The following is a 23,543-nucleotide window of genomic DNA, read 5'->3' as shown; positions in this document are numbered from 1 at the left end:
AGGGGCAAGCCCCTTCCCATACTTGAATGTATTCACAGATCAAAAATGTGGGAGGGGCGGTGCGACGATTCGACTTGCCCCCGATGGCAGCGCCTCGATTCAGAGCGAAGCCATCTCGGTTTCAGCCTCAACCGCCTTCGCAGCCCCCAACTTCCGCATCTGCTCACAGCCCCACAACACCCGCTCAGGCGTCGCCGGCGCATCGATGTTCGGCTGGTGGCGATAGTCACCTAGGCTCGCCACCGCATCCTTGATCGCGCACCACGAGGCAATCCCGAGCATGAACGGTGGTTCGCCCACGGCCTTGGAATGGAACACCGTGTCTTCCGGGTTCTTACGGTTTTCCACCAGCTTCACGCGCAAATCCAAGGGCATGTCGGCCACGGCCGGAATCTTGTAGCTGGCCGGGCCGTTCGTCATCAGCTTGCCCTTGTCGTTCCACACCAGCTCTTCCATGGTCAGCCAGCCCATGCCCTGGATAAAGCCGCCTTCGACCTGGCCGGTGTCGATGGCCGGGTTCAGCGATGCGCCGACGTCGTGGAGAATGTCGGTGCGCAGCATCTTGTATTCGCCGGTCAGGGTGTCGACGATCACTTCGCAGCAGGCCGCGCCGAACGCGAAGTAGTAGAACGGCCGACCGCGCGCCTGGCTGCGGTCGTAGAAGATTTTCGGGGTCTTGTAGAAGCCGGTGCTCGACAACGACACCTGGGCGAAATACGCCTGCTGGATCAGGCTTTCAAAGCTCAGTATCTGCTCGCGCACGCGCACATGGCCATTGTGGAATGCCACGTCCGCTTCGCTCACCGCGTAGTGGCGCGCGGCAAATTCCACCAGGCGTTGCTTGATGGTTTCGGCGGCGTTCTGCGCGGCCTTGCCGTTCAGGTCGGCACCGCTGGAGGCGGCGGTCGGCGAGGTGTTGGGCACCTTGTCGGTGTTGGTGGCGGTGATCTGCACACGGTCGATGTCCACCTGGAACACCTCGGCCACCACTTGCGCGACCTTGGTGTTCAAGCCCTGGCCCATCTCGGTGCCGCCGTGGTTCAGGTGAATGCTGCCATCGGTGTAGATATGGATCAGCGCGCCGGCCTGGTTGAGGAAGCTGGCGGTGAAGGAAATGCCGAATTTCACCGGGGTCAGCGCCAGGCCTTTTTTCAGGATCGGGCTGTGCGCGTTGTAGCGGCGGATCGCTTCGCGGCGCTCGGCGTATTGGCTGCTGGCCTCAAGCTCGGCAGTCATCTCTTCGAGCAGGTTGTGCTCGACGGTCTGATAGTAGTGGGTGACGTTGCGCTCGGTCTTGCCGTAATAGTTGGCCTTGCGCACCGCCAACGGGTCGAGGGCCAGATGACGGGCGATGGCGTCCATGACTTCTTCGATGGCGACCATCCCTTGCGGGCCGCCGAAGCCGCGGTACGCGGTGTTGGACGCGGTGTTGGTCTTGCAGCGATGGCCGTTGACCGTGGCATCGCCCAGGTAATACGCGTTGTCGGCGTGGAACATGGCGCGGTCGACAATCGAGTTCGACAGGTCCGGCGAACAGCCGCAGTTACCCGCCAGCTCCAGCTGGATGCCGTGCAAGCGCCCGCTGTCGTCGAAGCCGACGTCGTATTCGATATAGAAGGGGTGGCGCTTGCCGGTCATCAGCATGTCTTCGACGCGCGGCAGACGCATCTTGGTCGGCTGCCCGGTAAGGCGCGCGACCACCGCACACAGGCACGCGGGGCTGGCGGCCTGAGTCTCCTTGCCGCCGAAACCGCCGCCCATGCGGCGCATGTCGACGACGATCTTGTTCATCGACACGTCGAGCACTTCGGCCACCAGCTTCTGCACCTCGGTGGGGTTTTGCGTGGAGCAGTAGACGATCATGCCGCCGTCTTCGGTGGGCATCACCGAGGAAATCTGGGTTTCCAGGTAGAAGTGTTCCTGGCCGCCAATATGCAGCGTGCCCTGGATGCGATGCTTCGCGGCCGCCAGCGCCGTTGCCGAATCGCCGCGTTGATGGGTGTGGCTGTCCAGCACGAAATGCTGGTTGCGGTAGGCCTCGACCACGTCCAGCACCGGCTCCAGGTCTTCGTATTCGATCACTGCGGCCAGCGCCGCTTTACGTGCGGTTTCCAGGTCGCGGGCGGCCACGGCCAGCACCACCTGGCCGACGAACTGCACGGTGTCGATGGCCAGCAGCGGATCACCCGGCAGCAGCGGGCCGATGTCTTTGAGCCCCGGCACGTCTTCGTGGGTGATGACGATACGCACGCCGTCGAAGGCGTAGCAGGCCGCGGTATCGATGTTGAGGATTTTGGCGTGGGCGCGGTCGGACAGGCGCGCATACAGGTGCAGCTGGTTGGGGAATTCCAGGCGGTCGTCGATGTACTGCGCTTCGCCGGATACGTGCTTGGCGGCGCTGTCGTGCTTGACGCTGCGGCCGACGCCGGAGGTCAGGTCCTGAGAAAACAGCTCGGCCAGTTCGGCCTGGTTTTTTGCCACGGCGTGATGGTTAGACATAAGCGGTCACCCGAGTTTCGATGTGCGGCGTTTGCAGCTCGATGAAGTATTTGCGCAGCAGGTTCTGCGCGCTGAGCAGGCGGTATTCCTTGCTGGCGCGAAAGTCCGACAGCGGGGTGAAATCCTCGGCCAGGGCGGCGCAGGCGTGCTCCACGGTGGCGGCATTCCAGGACGCGCCGATCAGCACGGTTTCGCAGTGTTGTGCGCGTTTGGGCGTGGCGGCCATACCACCGAAGGCGACGCGGGCGTCGCTGATCACACCGTCGTCGATCTTCAGGTTGAACGCCGCGCACACCGCGGAAATATCGTCGTCCAGGCGCTTGGATACCTTGTACGCCCGGAACCCCGTGTGGCCCTTGGGCACGATGATCTTCTCGATGAACTCGCTGTCTTGGCGTGCGGTGACGCGGTAGTCGATGAAGTAATCTTCCAGCGCCAGGGTGCGACGGACGTTGCCCTTGCACAGCACGATCTGCGCGCCGAGGGCGATCAGCAGCGGCGGCGAATCGCCGATCGGCGAGGCGTTGCCGATGTTGCCGCCCAGGGTGCCCTGGTTGCGGATTTGCAGGGAGGCGAAGCGCTGCAGCAGTTCGCCGAAGTCCGGGTATTCGTGGCGCAGCGCGGTGTAGCAATCGGAGAGGGCGGTGGCGGCGCCGATTTCCAGGCGATCGTCGAACGTCTCGATGCGCTTCATCTCGTCGATATTGCCGACGTAGATCATCACCGGCAGCGTGCGGTGGAACTGCGTGACTTCCAGCGCCAGGTCGGTGCCACCGGCCAGCAGGCGGGCCTGGGGGTAGGCGTCGTAGAGGTCGGCCAGGTCGGCGACGGTCAGCGGCACCAGGCAGCGTTTGTCGCCGCTGTTGAGTTCAGCGGTGTGCGTCGGCGCGATAGCCTTGAGGCGGGCGATGGTCTGGGCCTCGCGGCTGTCGAACTGATCCTGGGGTTTGTTGCAGCAGGCCTGTTCGGCGGCGGCGAGGATCGGGCGATAGCCGGTGCAGCGGCACAGGTTGCCGGCCAGGGCTTCATGGGCTTTGTCGCGGTCGGGCGCATCGCTGTTTTTTTGCAGGGCGAACAACGACATCACAAAACCGGGGGTGCAGAAGCCGCATTGCGAACCGTGACACTCCACCATCGCCTGTTGCACGCTGTGCAGTTGGCCCTGGTGCTTGAGGTCTTCGACGCTGATCAACTGTTTACCGTGCAACGACGACACGAACGTCAGGCACGCATTCAGGCTGCGATAGCGAATCCGCTCGCCCTGCTCATCGCTGTGCAGTTCGCCGACCACCACGGTGCAGGCGCCGCAATCGCCGCTGGCACAGCCTTCCTTGGTGCCGGGTTTGCCCACATGCTCGCGCAGGTAGTTGAGCACGGTCAGGTTGGGGTCCAGGGCGTGCTCGCTACGGAGTTCCTGGTTAAGTAAAAACTGGATCACGGAAGGCCTCACAGACTCATTATTGTTGTTAACCGCTTTGCGCCGAATCTAGTCATGTCTGACTTTTCGGTCAATGATTTTCTGACCTAAGGGTCAAGAAAATGCGGTCACAACCCTATCAATTATGGTCCAGTCTTCTGGAACCGGCGTTTTTGGGGGCTTCTGGCGGTTCATCGCTGCTTATTTCATGCCAAATTCTTGAAGGTGGGCCGAGCGCCATCAGCGGGCATTTGCGCTACACTGGCGCGCTTGTATCGATAGAAGATTTTGAAGGGAAAACATGACGTTCAAGGCGCCGGACAGTCTCGCCGAGCAAATCGCTCACCACCTCGCCGAACGTATCATTCGCGGCGATCTCAAGCCTGGGGAACGGATCCAGGAACAGAAGGTTACGCTGGCACTCAATGTCAGCCGCGGTTCCGTGCGTGAAGCCTTGCTGATCCTCGAACGTCGCCACCTGATCGCGATCCTGCCGCGCCGTGGCGCCCACGTCACCGAACTCACCGCGCACAAGGTGCAGAGCCTGTGTACGTTGATGGCCGAGCTGTACATCCTGCTCGGCAATGCGGTGGCGCAGGGCTGGCAGACCCAGGCCGACATGGCGCCGTTCGTGCAGATCCAGCAGCGCCTGGTGAGCAATTTCGAACGCCAGGACATCCGCGCCTTCGTCGCAGAAAGCTTCAATGTGATGCGTGCCGCGTACCCCTTCGCCAACAATCCGTATTTGCAGGAAACCGTCGAGAACCTGCAGCCGGCGATGAACCGCGCCTATTACCTGGCCCTGGATCAACGCAAGGCTTCCATGAGCGAATACCTCGCGCTGTTCGAGCAATTGCTCGCCGCCGTGCTCGCCCGTGACTTGCCGCAGATTCGCCTGGTGCTGTCGGCCTACGGCCAGCGCAGTTGCTCGCTGGTGATCGCTGCGTTGGCGGACGCCTAAGCGTGCGGCTCAAGTGCATCAAACTGGCGGGGTTCAAATCCTTCGTCGACCCGACCACGGTGAACTTCCCCAGTAACATGGCGGCGGTGGTCGGGCCCAATGGCTGCGGCAAGTCGAACATCATCGATGCCGTGCGCTGGGTGATGGGCGAGAGCTCGGCAAAAAACCTGCGTGGCGAGTCGATGACCGACGTCATCTTCAACGGCTCCACCAGTCGCAAGCCGGTGAGCCAGGCCAGCATCGAACTGGTGTTCGACAACTCTGACGGCACCCTGGTCGGCGAATACGCGGCCTACGCGGAAATTTCCATCCGCCGCAAAGTGACGCGCGACAGCCAGAACAGTTACTTCCTCAACGGCACCAAGTGTCGCCGTCGGGACATCACCGATATCTTCCTCGGCACCGGCCTTGGCCCGCGCAGCTACTCGATCATCGAACAGGGCATGATCTCCAAGCTGATCGAAGCCAAGCCCGAAGACCTGCGTAACTTTATCGAAGAAGCTGCCGGCATCTCCAAGTACAAGGAGCGCCGTCGCGAGACCGAAAACCGTATCCGCCGCACCCATGAAAACCTCGCCCGCCTGACCGACCTGCGCGAAGAGCTGGAGCGCCAGTTGGAGCGCCTGCACCGCCAGGCCCAGGCCGCCGAGAAGTATCAGGAATACAAGGGCGAAGAGCGTCAGCTCAAGGCACAACTGTCGGCCCTGCGCTGGCAGGCGCTGAACGATCAGGTCGGCCAGCGCGAAGCGATCATAGGCACCCAGGAAATCAGCTTCGAAGCCCTGGTGGCCGAACAACGCAACGCCGACGCCAGCATCGAGCGCCTGCGCGACGGGCATCATGACCTGTCCGAGCGCTTCAATCTGGTGCAGGGCCGCTTCTATTCGGTGGGCGGCGACATCGCCCGGGTCGAGCAGAGCATCCAGCACGGCCAGCAACGTCTGCGCCAGTTGCAGGACGATCTGAAGGAAGCCGAGCGCGCGCGCCTGGAGACCGAGTCCCACCTCGGCCACGACCGCACCTTGCTGCTGACCCTCGGCGAAGAGCTGGACATGCTCACCCCCGAACAGGAAATCACCAGCGCTGCTGCCGAAGAAGCCGCCGCCACTCTGGAAGAATCCGAGACCACCATGCACGGCTGGCAGGAGCAGTGGGACACCTTTAACCTGCGCTCCGCCGAACCGCGCCGCCAGGCTGAGGTGCAGCAGTCGCGCATCCAGCAACTGGAAACCAGCATGGAGCGCCTGGCCGAGCGCCAGCGTCGCTTGCAGGAAGAGCGCGTGCTGCTCGCCGCCGACCCGGAAGACGCGGCGATCCTGGAGCTGAGCGAGCAACTCGCCGAAAGCGAAATGACCCTCGAAGAGCTGGAAGCCAGCGAAGAACAGCAAGTGGAGCGCCTGGAGCAATTGCGTCAGCAACTGCAACAGGCGACCCAGGCCCAGCAACAGGCCCAAGGCGATCTGCAGCGGCTCAACGGGCGCCTGGCGTCCCTCGAAGCCTTGCAGCAGGCCGCGTTGGACCCTGGCACCGGCACCGCCGAATGGCTGCGTGACCAGCACTTGGCCGAACGCCCGCGTCTGGCGGAGGGCTTGAAGGTCGAGGCCGGTTGGGAGTTGGCGGTGGAAACCGTGCTCGGCGCCGACCTGCAAGCGGTGCTGGTGGATGATTTTGCCGGCTTCGACCTGGCCGGTTTTGCCCAGGGCGATCTGCGCTTGCTCAGCCCCGCCGCCGATGGCGCGCGCGTGCCGGGTAGCCTGCTGGATAAAGTCGAGGCGGCGCTTGACCTGGCGCCGTGGCTGGGCCAGGTCAAACCGGTGGAATCCCTCGAGCAGGCGCTGGCCCAGCGCGGTCAACTGGGCGCCGGCGAAAGCCTGATCAGCCGCGACGGCTATTGGGTCGGCCGCCACTTCCTGCGGGTGCGCCGCGCCAGTGAGGCGGAAAGTGGCGTATTGGCCCGTGGCCAGGAAATCGTCAAGCTGATCGCCGAGCGTGAAGAGCGCGAAGCCACCCTGGAAAGCCTGGAAACCGAACTGCAGACCCTGCGCGCCACCCAGCGCCAGCAAGAGACCGGCCGCGAACACCTGCGCCGCCTGTTGCAGGACGAAGCGCGCCAGCAGGGCGAATTGAAAGCCCAGTTGTCGGCGAGCAAGGCCAAGGTCGAGCAACTGACCCTGCGCCGCACTCGCCTCGACGAAGAAGTGGCCGAGATGGGCGAGCAGCGCGCCCTCGAACACGAACAGATCGGCGAGGCGCGCCTGCAATTGCAGGAAGCCCTCGACAGCATGGCCGTCGACACCGAGCAGCGCGAATTGCTGCTGGCCCAGCGCGACAGCCTGCGCGAACGCCTCGACCGGGTCCGCCAGGAAGCGCGCCAGCACAAGGACCATGCCCACCAGTTGGCGGTGCGCCTCGGCTCCCTGCGCGCCCAGCACGATTCCACGCGCCAGGCCCTGGAGCGCCTGGAGATGCAGTCCGAGCGCCTGACCGAAAAGCGTGAGCAACTGAGCCTCAACCTGGAGGAGGGCGAAGCGCCCCTGGAAGAGTTGCGGCTCAAGCTCGAAGAACTGCTCGACAAGCGCATGACCGTCGACGAAGAACTCAAGACCGCGCAAATCGCCCTGGAAGACGCCGACCGCGAACTGCGCGACGCGGAAAAACGCCGCACCCAGGCCGAGCAGCAATCCCAACTGATTCGCGGCCAGCTCGAGCAACAGCGCATGGAATGGCAGGCCCTGACCGTGCGCCGCAAAACCCTGCAGGACCAACTGCTCGAAGACGGCTACGACCTGCACGGGGTGCTCAACACCCTGACCGCCCAGGCCAACGAGAAAGACGCCGAAGAAGAACTTGAGCGGATTGCCGCGCGTATCCAGCGACTCGGTGCGATCAACCTCGCCGCCATCGACGAATACCAGCAACAGTCCGAGCGTAAACGTTATCTGGACGCCCAGGACGCCGATCTGGTGGAAGCCCTGGACACCCTGGAAAACGTGATCCGCAAGATCGACAAGGAAACCCGCAACCGCTTCAAAGATACCTTTGATCAGATTAACGGCGGTTTACAGGCGTTATTCCCAAAAGTTTTCGGTGGCGGCAGCGCTTACTTGGAACTGACGGGCGAAGATCTACTCGATACAGGGGTAACGATCATGGCGCGGCCTCCGGGCAAGAAGAACAGCACCATCCATTTGTTGTCCGGCGGCGAAAAAGCCCTGACCGCATTGGCCCTGGTGTTTGCCATCTTCAAGTTGAACCCGGCGCCGTTCTGCATGCTCGATGAAGTTGACGCGCCACTGGATGACGCTAACGTTGGACGTTACGCACGCCTGGTCAAAGAGATGTCCCAGACCGTGCAGTTCATCTATATCACCCACAACAAGATCGCCATGGAAATGGCGGATCAGTTGATGGGGGTGACGATGCACGAGCCGGGCTGTTCGCGATTGGTGGCGGTGGATGTCGAAGAGGCGATGGCGATGGTGGATTCCTGAGCCATGCCGGCAACGAAGATTATCAGCGCGATGTAGGGCGGTTTACCGGTCTGACGAAAGTGGCAAATTGGCATATTTGTTCAAGGCATTTTGACAGACGGTGTAAAGTTATCTTTGGTCGTGCTAGTTTAATGTCAATTTTTCGTATGCGTGGGCAAAACGTCAGTCAGAACATAGAGTTGGCGCCACGTTTTAAAGCGGTTTGCACGGTGCTAAACCCCTTATTTTTCAGCATTTTTTATTAGAGGCACGGGATTACATGGAAATCGGTCTGCGCGAGTGGCTGATCGTCATCGGCATTATTGTCATTGCCGGTATTCTTTTTGATGGCTGGCGCCGTATGCGCGGCGGCAAGGGCAAGCTCAAGTTCCGTCTGGACCGCAACCTGTCCAACTTGCCCGACGACGACGGCAGCGCCGAGCTGCTGGGGCCGCCCCGTGTGCTGGATACCCACAAGGAACCGCAACTGGACGAACATGACTTGCCGTCCATGAGCGCCCCTGTGCGCGAAGCCCGCGAGCCGTCTTCCAAGCGTGGCAAACGTGGCAGTGCCGCCGCCGCCGAGCCGCATCAGGGCGACCTGAACCTGGGCGTGGACGACGGCCCGAGCTTCAGCAGCCGCGATGACGATTTCCCTGACGAGAGCCCGGCCAAGAGTGCGCCGCGCCAGTCGGTGAACGATCAGCCGGCCGCCGAAGAAGTCCTGGTGATCAGCGTGATCTGCCGCGACGCCGCTGGCTTCAAGGGCCCGGCACTGTTGCAGAACATCCTGGAAAGCGGCCTGCGCTTTGGCGAGATGGATATCTTCCACCGCCACGAAAGCATGGCCGGTAATGGCGAAGTGCTGTTCTCGATGGCCAACGCGGTCAAGCCGGGCACCTTCGACCTGGACGACATCGACCTGTTCAGCACCCCGGCGGTGAGCTTCTTCCTCGGCCTGCCGGGTCCGCGTCATCCGAAACAGGCCTTCGACGTGATGGTTGCCGCAGCGCGCAAGCTGTCCCAGGAGCTCAACGGCGAACTGAAGGACGATCAGCGCAGCGTCCTGACCGCCCAGACCATCGAACACTACCGTCAGCGCATCGTCGAGTTCGAGCGTCGCGCCCTGACACAGAAACGCTGAGGTTTGGCCTCAAGCGTTGTCGATAGAATAAGCGCACCAACATTTGAGCAGCTTCGGCTGCTCTTTTGCTTTATGAGAGAACACCCATGACCGCCGCCCACACCCGCATCCTCGAATTGCGCGCTGAACTGGATCAGCACGACTACCGTTATTACGTCCTCGACGAGCCGAGCATCCCGGACGCCGAGTACGATCGCTTGTTCCAGGAACTCAAGGCCCTGGAGGCCGAGCATCCGGAGCTGGTCACGCGTGATTCGCCGACGCAGCGGGTCGGCGGTGCGGCGTTGTCGGCGTTCACCCAGGTCAAGCATGAGATTCCGATGCTCAGCCTGGGCAACGCCTTTGATGAAACCACCATGCTCGAGTTCGATCGCCGGGTGACCGAAGGCCTCGACCTGCCGGCCGGCGACCTGTTTGGCGGCGGTGCTGCGGTGGAATACAGCTGCGAGCCGAAGTTGGATGGCCTGGCGGTCAGCCTGCTGTATCTGAACGGCGAACTGGTGCGCGGCGCCACCCGGGGCGACGGCACCACCGGCGAAGACATCAGCGTGAATGTGCGTACCGTGCGCAATATCCCGTTGAAGCTGCACGGCAGTGGTTGGCCGGCGACCCTGGAAGTGCGCGGCGAGGTGTTCATGTCCAAGGCCGGTTTCGAGCGCCTGAACGCCTCGCAGCTGGAAGTCGGCGGCAAGACCTTCGCCAACCCGCGCAACGCCGCCGCCGGCAGCCTGCGCCAGCTGGATTCGAAAATCACCGCCAGCCGCCCGCTGGAGTTCTGCTGCTACGGCATTGGCCAGGTGACGGCGGATATCAGCGACACCCACATCGGCAATTTGCAGCAGTTGCAGAAGTGGGGCATGCCGATCAGTCATGAGCTGAAACTGGCCAAGGGCATCCAGGAATGCCTGGACTACTACCGCGATATCGGCGAGCGGCGTAGTAACCTGCCCTATGAAATCGACGGCGTGGTGTTCAAGGTCAACAGCATTGCCTCCCAGCGCGAACTGGGTTTCCGCGCTCGTGAGCCGCGGTGGGCGATCGCGCACAAATTCCCGGCCATGGAAGAGCTGACCGAGCTGCTCGACGTGGAATTCCAGGTCGGCCGCACCGGCGCCGTCACCCCGGTGGCGCGTCTGAAACCGGTCAAGGTCGCGGGTGTGACCGTGTCCAACGCCACCCTGCACAACATGGATGAAGTGGCGCGCCTGGGCCTGATGATCGGCGACACTGTGATCATCCGCCGCGCCGGGGACGTGATCCCGCAGGTCGTCTCGGTGGTCACCGAGCGCCGCCCGGCACACGCCCGCGCGGTGCATATTCCGGAAAGCTGCCCGGTGTGCGGCTCCCACGTCGAGCGCACGCAACTGGTCAAGCGCAGCAAGGGCAAGGAAACCGTCAGCGAAGGCGCGGTGTACCGCTGCGTCGGTCGCCTGGCCTGCGGGGCGCAGCTCAAGCAGGCGATTATCCATTTCGTCTCGCGCCGGGCGATGGACATCGACGGCCTGGGCGACAAGACCATCGAGCAATTGGTCGACGAAAAACTCATCGCCTCGCCGGCGGATCTGTACATGCTCAAGTACGAACAGATCATCGACCTGGAAGGCTTCGCCGATGTCTCCAGCAAGAAGCTGATCAGCGCCATCGAACACAGCAAGACGCCGACCCTGGCACGTTTCATCTACGCCCTGGGCATTCCCGACGTGGGCGAGGAGACCGCCAAGGTGCTGGCGCGCTCCCTGGCGTCCCTGGAGCGCGTGCAGCGCGCTTTGCCGGAAGTGCTGACGTACCTGCCGGACGTGGGCCTGGAAGTGGCGCACGAGATCCACAGCTTCTTTGAAGACCGCCACAACCAGGACGTGATCGGCGCGCTGTTGGCGCCGGACAAGTGCGGCCTGCAACTGCAGGACCAAGGCGACCTGAGCGCGGAGTTCGCCGCCAGCACCACCCTCGGCGGTTTGCTCGACAAACTCAACGTGCCCAGCGTCGGCCCCGGCGCCGCGCAGAAACTGGCGGACAAGTTCGGCTCCCTCGAAGGCGTGATCAAGGCCGACTGGCTCGATATGCGCCAGGCGCTGCCCGAGAAGCAGGCCAAGGCCGTGCGCGAGTTCTTCGATAACCCCGACCACGCCCAGCGTGCCCTGGCCATCGAGCAGCAACTCGAGGAATTCGGCATGCACTGGCAGAGCGCGAAAAAAGTGATCGAAGGTTTGCCGGAGGCGGGGCACACCTGGGTGCTGACCGGCTCGCTGGAGCGGATGAGCCGCGACGTGGCCAAGGACAAGCTCGAAAGCCTCGGCGCCAAGGTGGCCGGTTCGGTGTCGGCGAAAACCTATTGCGTGGTGGCCGGGCCGGGTGCCGGTTCGAAGTTGGCCAAGGCCAGCGAACTGGGCCTGAAGGTTCTGGACGAAGACGCCTTCGTGGACTTTCTGGCTCGGCACAACATCACTGTCTGACAACTTCTTGTGGCGCGGGCGCTTGCTCCCGCTGGGCTGCGAAGCGGCCCTTCGAAGAAAGTGGAACGATCCCGGGCGCGAAATGATCTAGTCTTCGTCACCCCGGGAGAGATCGCCATGTACCGCTTCTTCGAGCAACTCAGTTCGCGCATCGCCGCACCGTTCATGGCCGAATCCTCGCGCAACAGCAAGGTCTGGCAGTGCCGGTGTGGCCAGTCGCTGTTCTTTCGCAACAGCCAATGCCTGGCCTGCTCGGCGCTGCTCGGCTACCCACCGCAACAAAGCCGCCTGTCTTCATTGCACGCGGGCCCGGTCGTCGACACTTGGCTGCTGGACGACAACCCCGACGCCGGCGCTTTCCGCCGCTGCGCCAACCTCGACAGCCCGGCCGCCTGCAACTGGCTGATTCCCGCCCACAGCACCGCCGCGCTGTGCGTGGCGTGCAGCCTGAATCGCACCATTCCCGACCTGTCGATCGCAGAAAACCCCGAGCGCTGGGGCAAGGTCGAGACCGCCAAGCGCCGGCTGGTGGCGCAACTGATCAGCCTGGGTTTGCAGGTCGTGCCCAAAAGCGTCGACGAAGACAACGGCCTGGCCTTCGACTTCGTTGGCATCGACCTGGAAGGCAATGCGCCGACCACCGGCCATGCCAACGGCCTGATCACCCTCGACATCAAGGAAGCCGACGACGCCCACCGCGAAAAAATCCGCGTGCAGATGCGCGAACCGTACCGCACCTTGCTCGGCCACTTTCGCCATGAAGTCGGCCATTACTATTGGGATCGGCTGATCGCCAACAGCCACTGGCTTCCAGCGTTTCGCCACCTGTTCGGCGACGAACGCGCCAGTTACGCCGACGCCCTCGACCAGCACTACCAGAACGGCCCGCGCGCGGATTGGCACCACACCTGCGTCAGCGCCTACGCCACCATGCACCCCTGGGAAGACTGGGCCGAAACCTGGGCGCATTACCTGCACATGATGGACGCCGTCGACACCGCTCTGGGCTTCGGCATGAGCGCCCGCGAAATGGACCTGGATTACCAGCCGTTCCCCCGCACCACCCTCTACGACCCCGAACACCCCGGCGGCGCGGCGTTCCTGTCATTCGTCAACGCCTGGATCGAACTGGCCGGCATGCTCAACGAACTGTCCCGCGCCATGGGCCAGCCGGATTTCTACCCCTTCGTACTGCCACCGGCAGTGATCGCCAAGCTGCACTTCATTCACCTGGTCATCCAGGAAGAGGGCGGCAGGGCGGATGAGGCCCTGCAGGCACAGGCATGAAGGAGAGATCCGGGCGGTTAGGGCAAGTGCTTGAACCTCTTCATTTTTTAATCCCGCACTAACGGTTGTAACTTCCGATCAGATCGGTACAATGGCGCGGCTTGCCGAGAGGCCAGCGTCGTTATGGTGACCCCATCGGTCCCCCCGCAACGATTACCCGTGAACCTGGTCAGAGCCGGAAGGCAGCAGCCACAGCGGGAACATTGTGTGCCGGGGTGTGGCTGGTGGGGTTGCCTCCATAACGCTCCTCCTTGTAGTAACCTCCTTCTGCTTCCAATCAAAAACTTTGATTCGTCATCTGCCAGGTTTTATTGCGCAGTGCGTGACGGACACTTCACTATTTTCAAAATGTGCTAACGGGAAACTATCCAATATCGGGCTTCGCTTCAACGACAGGGCTGGGAGTGCCTGAGTCAAAAGTGGATCACCCCGGCAATCGTTGCGTACTGACGATGAGGGAAGATACAGGGAGGTGGAGTTTTATCGCGTTCTACTGATGCCGGAGTCGTTGACTGAGTTACTGGCCTCGATTACTTCAAATCAGGAGCTTCCTGTTCCAGCACCTCTTCAGCAATGTTGCCAAAAAAGTTTCGTGTGATGCTGAAGAACGGGCTCAGTTGTGTTCCTCTCGGTGCAAGGTCAATGCCTGCAAGGCAGTGCAGGCTCATATCCTGATCAATATGTTCGTTGAAAAGCGCTTCCAATTCGCTCCACCACTGATACCGCAACTCCTGAAGAAAGGGGCTATTCAGATTGAGCAGGTCAATGGTGTATTTGGCTCGGTCCTTCTCTTGTGCGGACAGTCCGTCAGCGGCCACTATGCGCCCATCGGACAGGTACGCGAAGAAGCGGCTGCAATCGGATTGATGACAGGACACAAAGCGATTGATATCGACTGCGCTCGATTTTCCAAGCGCATGTCCGCCAAATACCTCTGACGCCTGGCCTTTGAACGTGTGCAGATCGGTCTCGCTATCCAAGGATGAGGCGGCCAGGTTGCTGTAATCGAATGTGCGTTGGGGATTCTGACTTTTGTTTTCGACGTGCTCTATATGCAACCCTAGTCCGATCAGATCGGGTCGAATCTCACTGTAGCAACACAGGCCATATTGCTCCTCTAACAGGTAACCAAGCACTTGCTGTTTAGAGCCGAACCCCGCCCAGCGACTCGTCGCCGCTTTGGCTGTGATGGGGGGATTTGCATGTGAGTTGTTCAATTGATAAGGGCCGTTGCCTCGCTTGTGAATAGCCCTCATCTTTTAAGCGCCCGCTGCCGCTTGATGCTGCGCTGTAGGCGTTGCAGTTGGGGATGCTGTTCACTCAGTGCTGCTGTCAGCCGTTCCATCAATTCAACTGCGGGTTGCTCGTCATAGCGCCCCTTGTCCACCCATTCGGTGAGTTGCAACAACTCGGGCTTTTCAATAACGGGTGGCTGCGGATCTACCTGCATGACGCTATGTAAAACACTGCTGCTGGGTTCACCGTAGGTCATTGCCAGTGGAGGAGAGGCGATCAAGTTGCCATGCACATCCTTGCCAATCACTCGAATGTTTTCGCGCCGCACAGTACTCAATACTTGTGGGCTATGAGTGGTCACAATGAATTGCATGGCTGGGAAAGCGGCTCGTAATGACCCTAGGATTGTCTGTTGCCAGTGAGGGTGGAGAAACATATCCACTTCGTCGATCAAGGCGATACCGGGCGTTTGTGAGGGGGCCTGGTCCCCTAAGTGCGGATTGAGCTTGCAGGCCCGAAAGGCAAGGTCAGCAACCATGGCAATGGCGTTGCGCAGTCCATCGCTCAGCATCTCTACAGGTAATATGCCTTGTTCCGGGTGATGCATGATCAGTTGCTGTTGATGGCTCTCACTGTATTCCAGGCTGTGCCAGCCGGTCGGGCCTTGTATCAATCGGTCAATGGCTTCTTTTACGGACCTGATGATCTGTCCGAAGCGAATGCCTAGGTCGGACAGCTCTGCGTTGCGCTCGAGGGCGATCACCTGTGCTTCCCGATAGCTGCGATAGATCCAGCCATACCATGCTGTGAAAGTTTTGAAGCTCGAAGAGTAGGAGAGGCAATTCAGATAGCCTGAGGTTCTAGAGTACTCAGTTTTGTCGAGAGTAGTTTGAGCCGCTGCGGAGGTGAAACGGCCCTCGAACCAGAGTCGGGACGTCCCTAAGTAAGTTATCAGCGGCAACACGACGGGCTCATCGCGACGTACTTTTTCCTGAAGAGACTTGCTGTATCCAGTCAGTGCTTTCGAGCCTGTGTCGCCAAGGGTATTGGTCGACTTCTTCAAGCTTGTGCGCTGCTGCAACCAATTGTTTTCAAGTTCGTCTGGTCCCCACGGACCCCAGGCCTCGATGACGCTGGCAATTTGAGGCTCCATGTTGCCGCTGGCAAGGTGTGCAAGGCGCACGTCGTCGATTTGAATTGTCGCGGATTTTCCGGTCTGGCTACCGAGGTCAAAACCCTTTACAAAAGGCCATAGAGCAACTCGCGCAGCATCCAGAATGGTGGTTTTACCGCCTCCGTTGGAAGCAATCAATATGGTCAGATGAGGGTCGAAGTCGATCTCGAACTCTCCAAAGCAGCGGTAATTCTGCACGCGCAGTTTGTCGAGCCTCACAGTCGTTTCTCCGATTTCATTCTCTGGCCAGGCATAGGATCTATCCCTCTGCATTCCGGGGGGGTACAGCATACTAAAGAGAAATGACGAAAGCGCTATGTAAAGCTGGCGGGGATGACTCCCTCGCATCCTGGGCGTTCCTGAGGGTGGTAGATAATCGGCGGAAGATAATTCCAACCGCTATCCATCGTTCGACAGCCAATTCACACCTTTTAAAAGCCCTGCTGGACAACCTCAAAGCACCTTGTTAGTTTCCGCCGGCCACTTGTTTCAGAGTATGACAATGGTGCTGATTTGATATTGAAGTGCTATCACTTCTTTAACTAACAAGGATGTCTGTGATGAAAAGCCTGCAAGGGTTACCCCGTCTTATCAGTGCTTCAGTTGGCGCGCCCGGTAAAGCCCGTAACTTGCCCGCCGATGTTCAGTGCATTCAGTATTTATTCAATTTGATCATCCCCAAGATGGGGTTTCCGTTGGCTGAAAACGGCAAGTGCGACGGCCAATTGGTGCAGTGCATCAGCCAGTATCAGTTCCGTCATCTCAAGTACGCCCATCCCGATGGCGTGATCGACCCCACCGGCCGCACGTTCAACAGCCTGATCGAGGAAGCGGTGAAGGTGCCGGTAAAGGCCTTCCCGACGATGCGTATCCCGAGCTTTCTCAATGTGTTCGGCAGCAACAGCGGCGATGCGGTGCAGGCCACGGTCAATGTGTACCTGGACCGCATGCGCGCGATGGTCGAGGCCGAGCGGCGCAATCGGCAGTTGATACTTCAGGCCACGTGCGACGGGGGCATGACCCTGAGCGATAGCGACTTCCAGAACGCCGCTACGCAGCTGGGCAATGGTATTTCCGTCAATATCATCAGGGCCTTCGCCACAGTGGAATCGGGTGGGCGTTCCGGGTTCGGCCCGGCCAAGTTGCCGGTGATCGCCTTTGAGGGGCACCAGTTTCGCAAGTACACCAAGCGTATCTACGACCAGGCGCACCCGTTGCTGTCGTACCCCTACGTCAGAAAGGCCGGGCCGCAGTGGCAGGTCAATAACAAGGATCAGATCAAGGCCTGGGAAACCATGGCCACCGCATTTGCGCTGAATCAGGAAGCTGCCTTGATGTCGGCGTCATGGGGCATGTTTCAGATCATGGGGTTCAATTTCGCGGCATGCGGTTACACAAGCGTATTTGAGTTCGTTGCCGCATTAAAAGTTAATGCCGGTAATCAACTAAAGGCTTTCCTCGCCTTGTGCAGCCACAGCCCGGCATTGATGAAAGCCATGAAAGCCAAAGACTTTACCGCCATGGCCCGTAACTATAACGGCGAGGACTACGGCAACTATGATGACCTCATGAAAAAAGCCTACGACGCACTTGAGAGGAAAAAATAAGATGATCCGTTATCTCGCGATGGGTGTGTTGTCGTGGTGTGCCGTGGCGCCGGTATTCGCCGGTTCCGCTGTGTTGCATTCGGGCAAGTACGAAGGGTTGATGCTGGCGGTGACGCCCGAGCATCAGGTCGAAGGTTTCTACGCCGAAGAACTGGGCGAGGGCGTGACCCGTGGTTGCGCATTCTACCTGCAGGGCCAGCCCGACGCGTTGACCACCTGGCTTGACGATGCCTACCCCGGCAGCGTGGCGCCTTCGTCCGACGGCGTGACCCTGACCGTCGAACAGGGTCGTCAGCATCCCGGTTGCATCAGTGTGTTGATGCCGGAAATCGCCACCGGCCTGGACCTGAGCCAGACTGCCAACAAGCCATGGATCGGCCTGGTGACCGTGTCCGCCGACAAGGCCTACTTGCTGAGGACCCCGGGCGCCAAGGCGGCCAAGCGTGCGTATATCGTCAAAGGGGATGTGGTCGGCGTGCTGGCGTTCAAGGACGGCTGGGCCCAGGTCGAGTTCGTCAATGCTCAGGATCGGTCGTTCATCGGCTGGATCAGCCAGGATCAGTACGCGCGATTGGCTGCCCCGAAAAGCTGATGTTCGCTCAGGGTTGGCCGAAGGTTTCGCGCAGCAGCCCGGCGAATGCATCCCGGGCCAGATGTCGCTGGGTGTCTTTGTGCCAGAACAGCAGGTTATCCACGGCCGCCAGTTCTTCGAACCGGTATGACGCCAGCTGATTGGCCTGCTCATAGCGCGCCAGAATGCCCTCCGGCGCCAGCGCCACGCCGATCCCCGCGCTGACGCAGCCGATGATCGTGCCCCAACTGGCATAGCTGGCGATGGTCGGCTTGAAGTCATGGGGCTTGACCCAGTTTTCCAAGGCGGCGCGATAAGGGCAGCCGGGCGGCCAGACGAGCAGGGTACGCCCTGCCAGGTCCTCGGCACGCTTGATCGGTGCGCTGCAGGCGCTGGCGATCAGCACCAGGCGTTCGCTGTAGACCACGCTGTGTTCGAGCTTGGAGCGTTTGTTGCCGGCGGCCACCAGCGCCACGTCCAGGCGGTGGTGTTGCAGGTCGTCGAGCAGTTGGCCCCAGGCGCCGGTCACCAGTTCGAGGCTGACGTCGGGGTAGCGTCGATGGTATTCCGCCAGCAGCGGTGGCAGGCGGCCGCTGGCGCTGGACTCCACTGCGCCGATCCGCAAGGTGCCCCGCGGGATAGCGTTGGCGTCCACCGCGCGTTTGGATTCGTCCACCAGGGCCAGGATGCGCTCGCAGTAATCGAGGAAGATTTCACCGGCGGCGCTGATCGCCAGCCCGCGTCCGGCACGGATGAACAGTGGCGTGCCCAATTCGTTTTCCAGCTGTTTGATGCGCGTGGTGATGTTCGACGGCACGCAATGCAATTGCGCCGCGGCCTGAGCCACGCTGCCGGTTTGCGCCACGGCTCGCACCATCTTCAGTTGGGCCATTTCCATTGCTCAGTTCCACTGATTTCAGAAGTCAGAAACGCTTAATTGTCCTACGGCGTGACCCGGCCAAGACTGGCGGCATTCCTTCTCTGTTTCTGGATGCCGTTGATGAATTCCCCGTCACGCCTAAAGCTTACGCTAGTCATCGCCAGCGTGATCCTCTGCTGGGCCTATTCGCCGATTGGCGTACACATGGGGCTGCGCAGCTACAGTCCGGGTCAACTGGCGTTGCTGCGGTTTTTGATTGCCTCGGTGTTTATGGGCGGCGTCGCGTTGGTGCTGGATATCGGTCGGCCGCGCCTGCGAGATGTGCCGTGGTTGCTGGTGCTGGGTTTTTTCGGGGTGTTCCTGCATCACACTTGCCTCAACTATGGGCAGCAATGGGTCACGGCGGCGGCGTCCAGTGTATTGGCGCAGTCGGCGCCGCTGTTCAGTGTGCTGATCGCGTTTTTTGGCTTGAGGGAGCGGGTCAGTGTCTGGCGCTGGAGCTGTGTGTTACTGGGGTTGCTTGGCGTGCTGGTGGTGATCTGGGGTGAGCAGGGCGTGGGCGACATCGACCCGCGTGGCCTGTTGATCCTGCTGGCGGCGGTGTCATGGAGCGTGTATTTCGCCATCCAGAAACACTGTGCCCACCGCTACAGCCCGCTGACCCTGGCGTGCTACATGGTGTGGTCGGGCACCTTGATGCTCTGCGTGAACCTGCCAGGCCTGCCCGCCGCCGTGGCGCAGACGCCCTGGCCGGAAAACCTGGCGGTGCTGGTGCTGGGCATTTTCCCGAGTGCCTTGGCGTACCTGGCCTGGGCTTATGTGTTGAAGCATGTCGAGGTCAGCCGTGCATCGGTGGCGATGTACTTGATTCCGCCGGTGGCCATGGCGATGGCGGCGATATTGCTGGGCGAGCACGTCGCCGGGCAGGTGATGCTCGGCGCGATGATCGTGCTCGCCAGTGTGGCGGCCATCAGCCTCGAAGGCCGTTGGCGGCGCGGCTCAGTTGCTCATGCAGAACGCGCGCAACCGATGACCGTCGAGGTCCTGGGCGACAAAGGTGTAGCCAAAGTCCAGGGCGGTCGGTGACTGGATGATCGTGGCGCCCCGCGCCAGCCATTGGGCATGCAGGGCATCCACGGCGGCGTTGTCGGGCAGGGGGAAACCCAATTCGCCGCCACCGCCCGTGACCTGGGTGGCCGGCTCTACGCTGTGGCGCGACCACAGGCCGAGCTTGACGCCATTATCGAGAATGAACAGGGCGAAGGTCGGGTTCAATTCAACCGGTGGCTTGTCCAGCAGGCGGCTGTAGAAGTTGGCGCTGGTGGCGGGGCTGTCGACATACAGCAGGAAGTATTGGGCGACGGCGTTCATGGAGGCTCCTTGAGGACGGGGTGGTTGAGCCCAGTCTAAAAGGCGGCGCTGTCAGTTCTTGTCAGGAGCGTGCAGGGGCACGGCGTTTTCGCCGGTGTACAGCTGGATGATGTCGTCGATTTCGCCTGACATCTTCATCCGCAGCAGGGTGCGCAGGATTTGTTGCACCGGCAGGTCCGGGTCGTTGCGCACGGCGCAGCCCAGGCTTTGCTCCTCGATGACGGCGACTTTGTGCAGTCGCTGTTCCATCGGCAGGTGCTGGTTGAAGCGGTCGACGATCCATTCATTGCTCACCGCATACTTGAAGCGCCCGGCCACCAGTTTGTGCAGGACTTGTTCTTCGCTGCGGGCGTCGTCGCGCCTCAGTTGGCCTTTGGCGAACAATGGGTCGAGCGTGGGGTAGCGATAATTGAGCACCGTTCCGATCGACTGCGGCGCCAGCCGGGCCAATTGCACCGGCTGGTTGCGGACGCTGACCAATACGTTGCGCTGGACCAGCAACGGCAGGCTCCAGAGGTAGTCGCCAGACAGGTTGTCGAGCCAGGCCTGGGCGACATAACAGCGCACATCGATGTCGCCATGGGCCATGGCCGCGGCAATGCGCGCCCGCGCCAGTACGTGGAACTCGGCCGGGCGGCCGACCTGGGTGGCCAGGCTCGACATCAGGTCATACAAAATACCCTGGGTGGGCTGGCCGTCCTCCACTTGCACCATAGGCATCGCCCAACTGTCGGAAACCGAGAAACGCAACGGTGCGGGCGCCGCAAGGCTGGCGGTGGTGAGCATCCATAAGGCGCCCAGGACTACGCGCATACACTCTCCGGGTTCAGGCCTTTTCGGGGCCGCTCAGGCAATCTTAGGCAGATAAGGCAAGCGTGCCGGATGCAATTTCCCCCTTGCTCCGCTAGCATTACCGGCTTCCGCTTCTCAGTTGCGACGGTTTTCGATGAGTTATCAGGTTCTTGCACGTAAATGGCGCCCGCGCTCGTTCCGCGAAATGGTCGGCCAGACCCATGTGCTCAAGGCTCTGATCAATGCCTTGGACAGCCAACGGCTGCACCACGCCTACCTGTTTACCGGTACTCGCGGTGTCGGCAAGACTACCATTGCCCGAATCATTGCCAAGTGCCTGAACTGTGAGACGGGCATCACCTCGACGCCCTGCGGCACCTGCTCGGTATGCCGCGAGATCGACGAAGGGCGTTTCGTCGACCTGATCGAGATCGACGCCGCGAGCCGCACCAAGGTTGAAGATACCCGCGAGCTGCTCGATAACGTGCAGTACGCGCCGAGCCGTGGCCGCTTCAAGGTCTACCTGATCGACGAAGTCCACATGCTTTCCAGTCATTCGTTCAACGCATTGTTGAAAACCCTGGAAGAGCCGCCGCCCTACGTCAAATTCATCCTGGCGACCACCGACCCGCAGAAACTCCCTGCAACGATTTTGTCGCGGTGCCTGCAGTTCTCCCTGAAAAACATGACCCCGGAGCGCGTGGTCGAGCACTTGACCCACGTGCTGGGTGTCGAAAACGTACCGTTCGAAGACGACGCGCTGTGGCTGCTCGGCCGTGCCGCCGATGGTTCGATGCGTGACGCCATGAGCCTCACCGACCAGGCCATCGCCTTTGGTGAAGGCAAGGTCATGGCCGCCGATGTGCGTGCCATGCTCGGCACCCTCGACCACGGCCAGGTGTTCGACGTGCTGCACGCGCTGATCGAAGGCGACGCCAAGGCGTTGCTCGAAGCCGTGCGCCACTTGTCGGAACAAGGCCCGGACTGGAACGGTGTGCTCTCGGAAATCCTCAACGTGCTGCACCGCGTCGCCATCGCCCAGGCCCTGCCCGAAGGCGTCGACAACGGCCACGGCGACCGCGACCGCGTGTTGGCCCTGGCCCAGGCGTTGCCCGCCGAAGACGTGCAGTTCTACTACCAGATGGGCCTGATCGGTCGCCGCGACTTGCCCCTCGCACCAGACCCGCGTGGCGGCTTCGAAATGGTCCTGCTGCGCATGCTGGCCTTCCGCCCCGCCGACGCGACGGACGCGCCGAGACAGCCGCTAAAGCCAGTGGGGATCAGCCAGGCCACAGTTGATTCCGCCAACTCAGTGGCTGGCGCGGCGGTGGTCGCGCCAGCGGTTGCTGCGCCTGCGCCGGTTGCGCCGGTGCCTGAGCCGGTGGTTGTCGCACCGGTGATCGCGCCGGTGCCGGTTGTCGAGCCCGAACCGGCCCCGGTGGTCGACCTGCCCTGGAATGCCCCGGCAGAGGCTGAACCCGAGGTCGAGCTGCAGCCCGCCGTGGAGCCCGTGCTGGAAACCGCCGGCGAGCAGCCCGAGCTGACGCCGATGCCTACGCCAATGCCGGACAGCGTGGTACCGGATGCGCCGGAATGGGTCAGTGCGCCCGTCCCCGAGCCGACCGTCGCCCAGGTGGACGCCGCAACGCCCGGCATCGACCTGGACGACGAACCGCCGCTGGACGAAGACTACATCGAGCCGGACATCGATTCGGCCTACAGCTACCTCGACGAACTGGCCAGCGAACACACCGCCGAGCCGGCCCCCGAGCCCGAAGCGGAACCCGCTGCCGCGCCGGCCACCGGCCTGGCCCTGCAATGGCTGGAGCTGTTCCCGAAGCTGCCGATTTCCGGCATGACCGGCAGCATCGCCGCCAACTGCACCCTGATCGCCATCGAGGGCGACCACTGGTTGCTGCACCTGGACCCGGCCCACAGCGCCTTGTTCAACGCGACCCAGCAGCGCCGGCTCAACGATGCCCTCAACCAGTATCATGAGCGCACGCTGAGCATCACCATCGAGTTGATCAAGCCCGAGCAGGAAACCCCGGCCCAGGCCGCAACCCGCCGACGCCTCAATCGCCAGCGCGAGGCCGAGGAGTCGATCCACGGTGACCCGCTCATCCAACAATTGATGCAACAGTTCGGCGCGGTCGTCCGTCACGATACTATTGAACCTGTCGAAGCCCCGGTGCCCCAGGCGTCATGACACCGGGCTACTTATTGATCCACGTACTTTTGAGGTGATTCCCATGATGAAAGGTGGCATGGCCGGCCTGATGAAGCAGGCACAGCAGATGCAGGAAAAGATGGCCAAGATGCAGGAAGAGCTGGCCAACGCCGAAGTCACCGGTAAAGCCGGTGGCGATATGGTCAGCGTGGTGATGACCGGTCGTCACGACATCAAGCGCGTGAGCATCGACCCGAGCCTGCTCGAAGGCGTCAGCGATGACGACCGTGAAGTGCTGGAAGATCTGTTCGCCGCGGCCGTCAATGACGCAGTGCGCAAGATCGAAGCCAACAGCCAGGACAAAATGTCCGGCGTGACCGCTGGCATGCAACTGCCACCGGGCATGAAACTGCCGTTCTGATCGGCCAGCCTTAGCTAGACTGGAATGCCAGGCATCGCGCCTGGCATTTTTTTTTGGCTGTTTTCCCCTGCGTAGCGGCTACGCAAGGGT

At 61.5% G+C, this 23,543-nt stretch carries 17 protein-coding genes and 1 other RNA gene; 11 read left to right on the top strand and 7 right to left on the bottom strand.

Annotation, left to right across the window (positions count from 1 at the left end):
- Window positions 1–99: 99 nt before the first annotated feature.
- The gene (gene xdhB / locus JN756_RS24155) at window positions 100–2,499 is read right to left on the bottom strand and encodes a xanthine dehydrogenase molybdopterin binding subunit (protein WP_201021436.1); all 2,400 of its coding nucleotides are present in this window, start codon (window positions 2,497–2,499) and stop codon (window positions 100–102) included.
- Complete coding sequence (gene xdhA / locus JN756_RS24150) at window positions 2,492–3,937, bottom strand: xanthine dehydrogenase small subunit (protein WP_201021435.1); 1,446 nt, start codon at window positions 3,935–3,937, stop codon at window positions 2,492–2,494. Before xdhA ends, xdhB begins: the two co-directional genes overlap by 8 nt.
- Window positions 3,938–4,217: 280 nt before the next feature.
- Here xdhA and JN756_RS24145 point away from each other — a divergent pair, with 280 nt between their 5' ends.
- The 6 genes from JN756_RS24145 to ffs all read left to right on the top strand — a co-directional run bounded on the left by JN756_RS24145 (window position 4,218) and on the right by ffs (window position 13,461).
- The gene (locus JN756_RS24145) at window positions 4,218–4,877 is read left to right on the top strand and encodes a GntR family transcriptional regulator (RefSeq protein ID WP_017845232.1); all 660 of its coding nucleotides are present in this window, start codon (window positions 4,218–4,220) and stop codon (window positions 4,875–4,877) included.
- A 2-nt stretch (window positions 4,878–4,879) separates the two neighbouring features.
- A complete protein-coding gene (smc, locus tag JN756_RS24140; RefSeq protein WP_046489415.1) occupies window positions 4,880–8,368 on the top strand; it encodes a chromosome segregation protein SMC in 3,489 nt (1,162 codons plus the stop codon).
- A gap of 259 nt (window positions 8,369–8,627) precedes the next feature.
- On the top strand, window positions 8,628–9,491 hold the full coding sequence (zipA, locus tag JN756_RS24135; RefSeq protein ID WP_017845234.1) for a cell division protein ZipA: 864 nt from the start codon (window positions 8,628–8,630) through the stop codon (window positions 9,489–9,491).
- A gap of 86 nt (window positions 9,492–9,577) precedes the next feature.
- Window positions 9,578–11,944 carry an NAD-dependent DNA ligase LigA gene (gene ligA, locus JN756_RS24130; protein ID WP_128192308.1) on the top strand — a complete coding sequence of 789 codons (2,367 nt, stop codon included), beginning with the start codon at window positions 9,578–9,580 and terminating at the stop codon, window positions 11,942–11,944.
- 117 nt (window positions 11,945–12,061) lie between these two features.
- Entirely contained in the window at window positions 12,062–13,231 is a 1,170-nt protein-coding gene (locus JN756_RS24125; protein ID WP_046382447.1) for a zinc-binding metallopeptidase family protein, read from the top strand.
- A 133-nt stretch (window positions 13,232–13,364) separates the two neighbouring features.
- Window positions 13,365–13,461, top strand: an RNA gene (ffs, locus tag JN756_RS24120) — signal recognition particle sRNA small type.
- A gap of 300 nt (window positions 13,462–13,761) precedes the next feature.
- Here the strand turns inward: ffs and JN756_RS24115 are convergent.
- Both JN756_RS24115 and JN756_RS24110 read right to left on the bottom strand, forming a co-directional pair.
- The gene (locus JN756_RS24115; RefSeq protein WP_234427216.1) at window positions 13,762–14,487 is read right to left on the bottom strand and encodes a retron system putative HNH endonuclease; all 726 of its coding nucleotides are present in this window, start codon (window positions 14,485–14,487) and stop codon (window positions 13,762–13,764) included.
- Window positions 14,484–15,860, bottom strand: coding sequence for an AAA family ATPase (locus JN756_RS24110; protein WP_267907257.1), 1,377 nt, complete (start codon window positions 15,858–15,860; stop codon window positions 14,484–14,486). The genes JN756_RS24115 and JN756_RS24110 overlap by 4 nt, the downstream gene beginning before the upstream one ends.
- 341 nt (window positions 15,861–16,201) lie before the next feature.
- Here JN756_RS24110 and JN756_RS24105 point away from each other — a divergent pair, with 341 nt between their 5' ends.
- Together JN756_RS24105 and JN756_RS24100 are read left to right on the top strand one after the other, a co-directional pair.
- Window positions 16,202–17,248, top strand: coding sequence for an N-acetylmuramidase family protein (locus JN756_RS24105; RefSeq protein ID WP_108524739.1), 1,047 nt, complete (start codon window positions 16,202–16,204; stop codon window positions 17,246–17,248).
- Between the two features lies 1 nt (window position 17,249).
- Window positions 17,250–17,840 carry an SH3 domain-containing protein gene (locus tag JN756_RS24100; protein ID WP_057003818.1) on the top strand — a complete coding sequence of 197 codons (591 nt, stop codon included), beginning with the start codon at window positions 17,250–17,252 and terminating at the stop codon, window positions 17,838–17,840.
- A gap of 7 nt (window positions 17,841–17,847) precedes the next feature.
- On the opposite strand, the gene JN756_RS24095 is transcribed toward JN756_RS24100, so the two are convergent.
- Window positions 17,848–18,717 (bottom strand): LysR family transcriptional regulator, encoded by an 870-nt coding sequence (locus tag JN756_RS24095; RefSeq protein ID WP_201021434.1) that lies wholly within the window; start codon window positions 18,715–18,717, stop codon window positions 17,848–17,850.
- A 102-nt stretch (window positions 18,718–18,819) separates the two neighbouring features.
- Between JN756_RS24095 and JN756_RS24090 the strand changes: the two genes are divergently transcribed.
- On the top strand, window positions 18,820–19,785 hold the full coding sequence (locus JN756_RS24090; protein WP_108524733.1) for a DMT family transporter: 966 nt from the start codon (window positions 18,820–18,822) through the stop codon (window positions 19,783–19,785).
- On the opposite strand, the gene JN756_RS24085 is transcribed toward JN756_RS24090, so the two are convergent.
- Both JN756_RS24085 and JN756_RS24080 read right to left on the bottom strand, forming a co-directional pair.
- On the bottom strand, window positions 19,699–20,070 hold the full coding sequence (locus tag JN756_RS24085) for a VOC family protein (protein ID WP_046382451.1): 372 nt from the start codon (window positions 20,068–20,070) through the stop codon (window positions 19,699–19,701). The two genes, JN756_RS24090 and JN756_RS24085, sit on opposite strands and share 87 nt — an antisense overlap.
- Before the next feature lie 51 nt (window positions 20,071–20,121).
- Window positions 20,122–20,883, bottom strand: a complete 762-nt coding sequence (locus tag JN756_RS24080; protein ID WP_057003822.1) for a substrate-binding periplasmic protein — start codon at window positions 20,881–20,883, stop codon at window positions 20,122–20,124.
- Window positions 20,884–21,016: 133 nt separating this feature from the next.
- On the opposite strand from JN756_RS24080, the gene dnaX reads away from it, so the two are divergent.
- Both dnaX and JN756_RS24070 read left to right on the top strand, forming a co-directional pair.
- Window positions 21,017–23,071, top strand: a complete 2,055-nt coding sequence (gene dnaX / locus JN756_RS24075; RefSeq protein WP_201021433.1) for a DNA polymerase III subunit gamma/tau — start codon at window positions 21,017–21,019, stop codon at window positions 23,069–23,071.
- A 43-nt stretch (window positions 23,072–23,114) separates the two neighbouring features.
- Window positions 23,115–23,453, top strand: a complete 339-nt coding sequence (locus JN756_RS24070; RefSeq protein ID WP_017527493.1) for a YbaB/EbfC family nucleoid-associated protein — start codon at window positions 23,115–23,117, stop codon at window positions 23,451–23,453.
- The last annotated feature ends 90 nt before the right edge of the window (window positions 23,454–23,543 follow it).

The organism is Pseudomonas sp. Y39-6 (genome assembly GCF_023651955.1).
Classification (GTDB): Bacteria; Pseudomonadota; Gammaproteobacteria; order Pseudomonadales; family Pseudomonadaceae; genus Aquipseudomonas; species Aquipseudomonas veronii.
The sequence above is the reverse complement of the archived record's forward strand: the minus strand, read 5'-3'. Positions and strand labels throughout refer to the sequence as shown.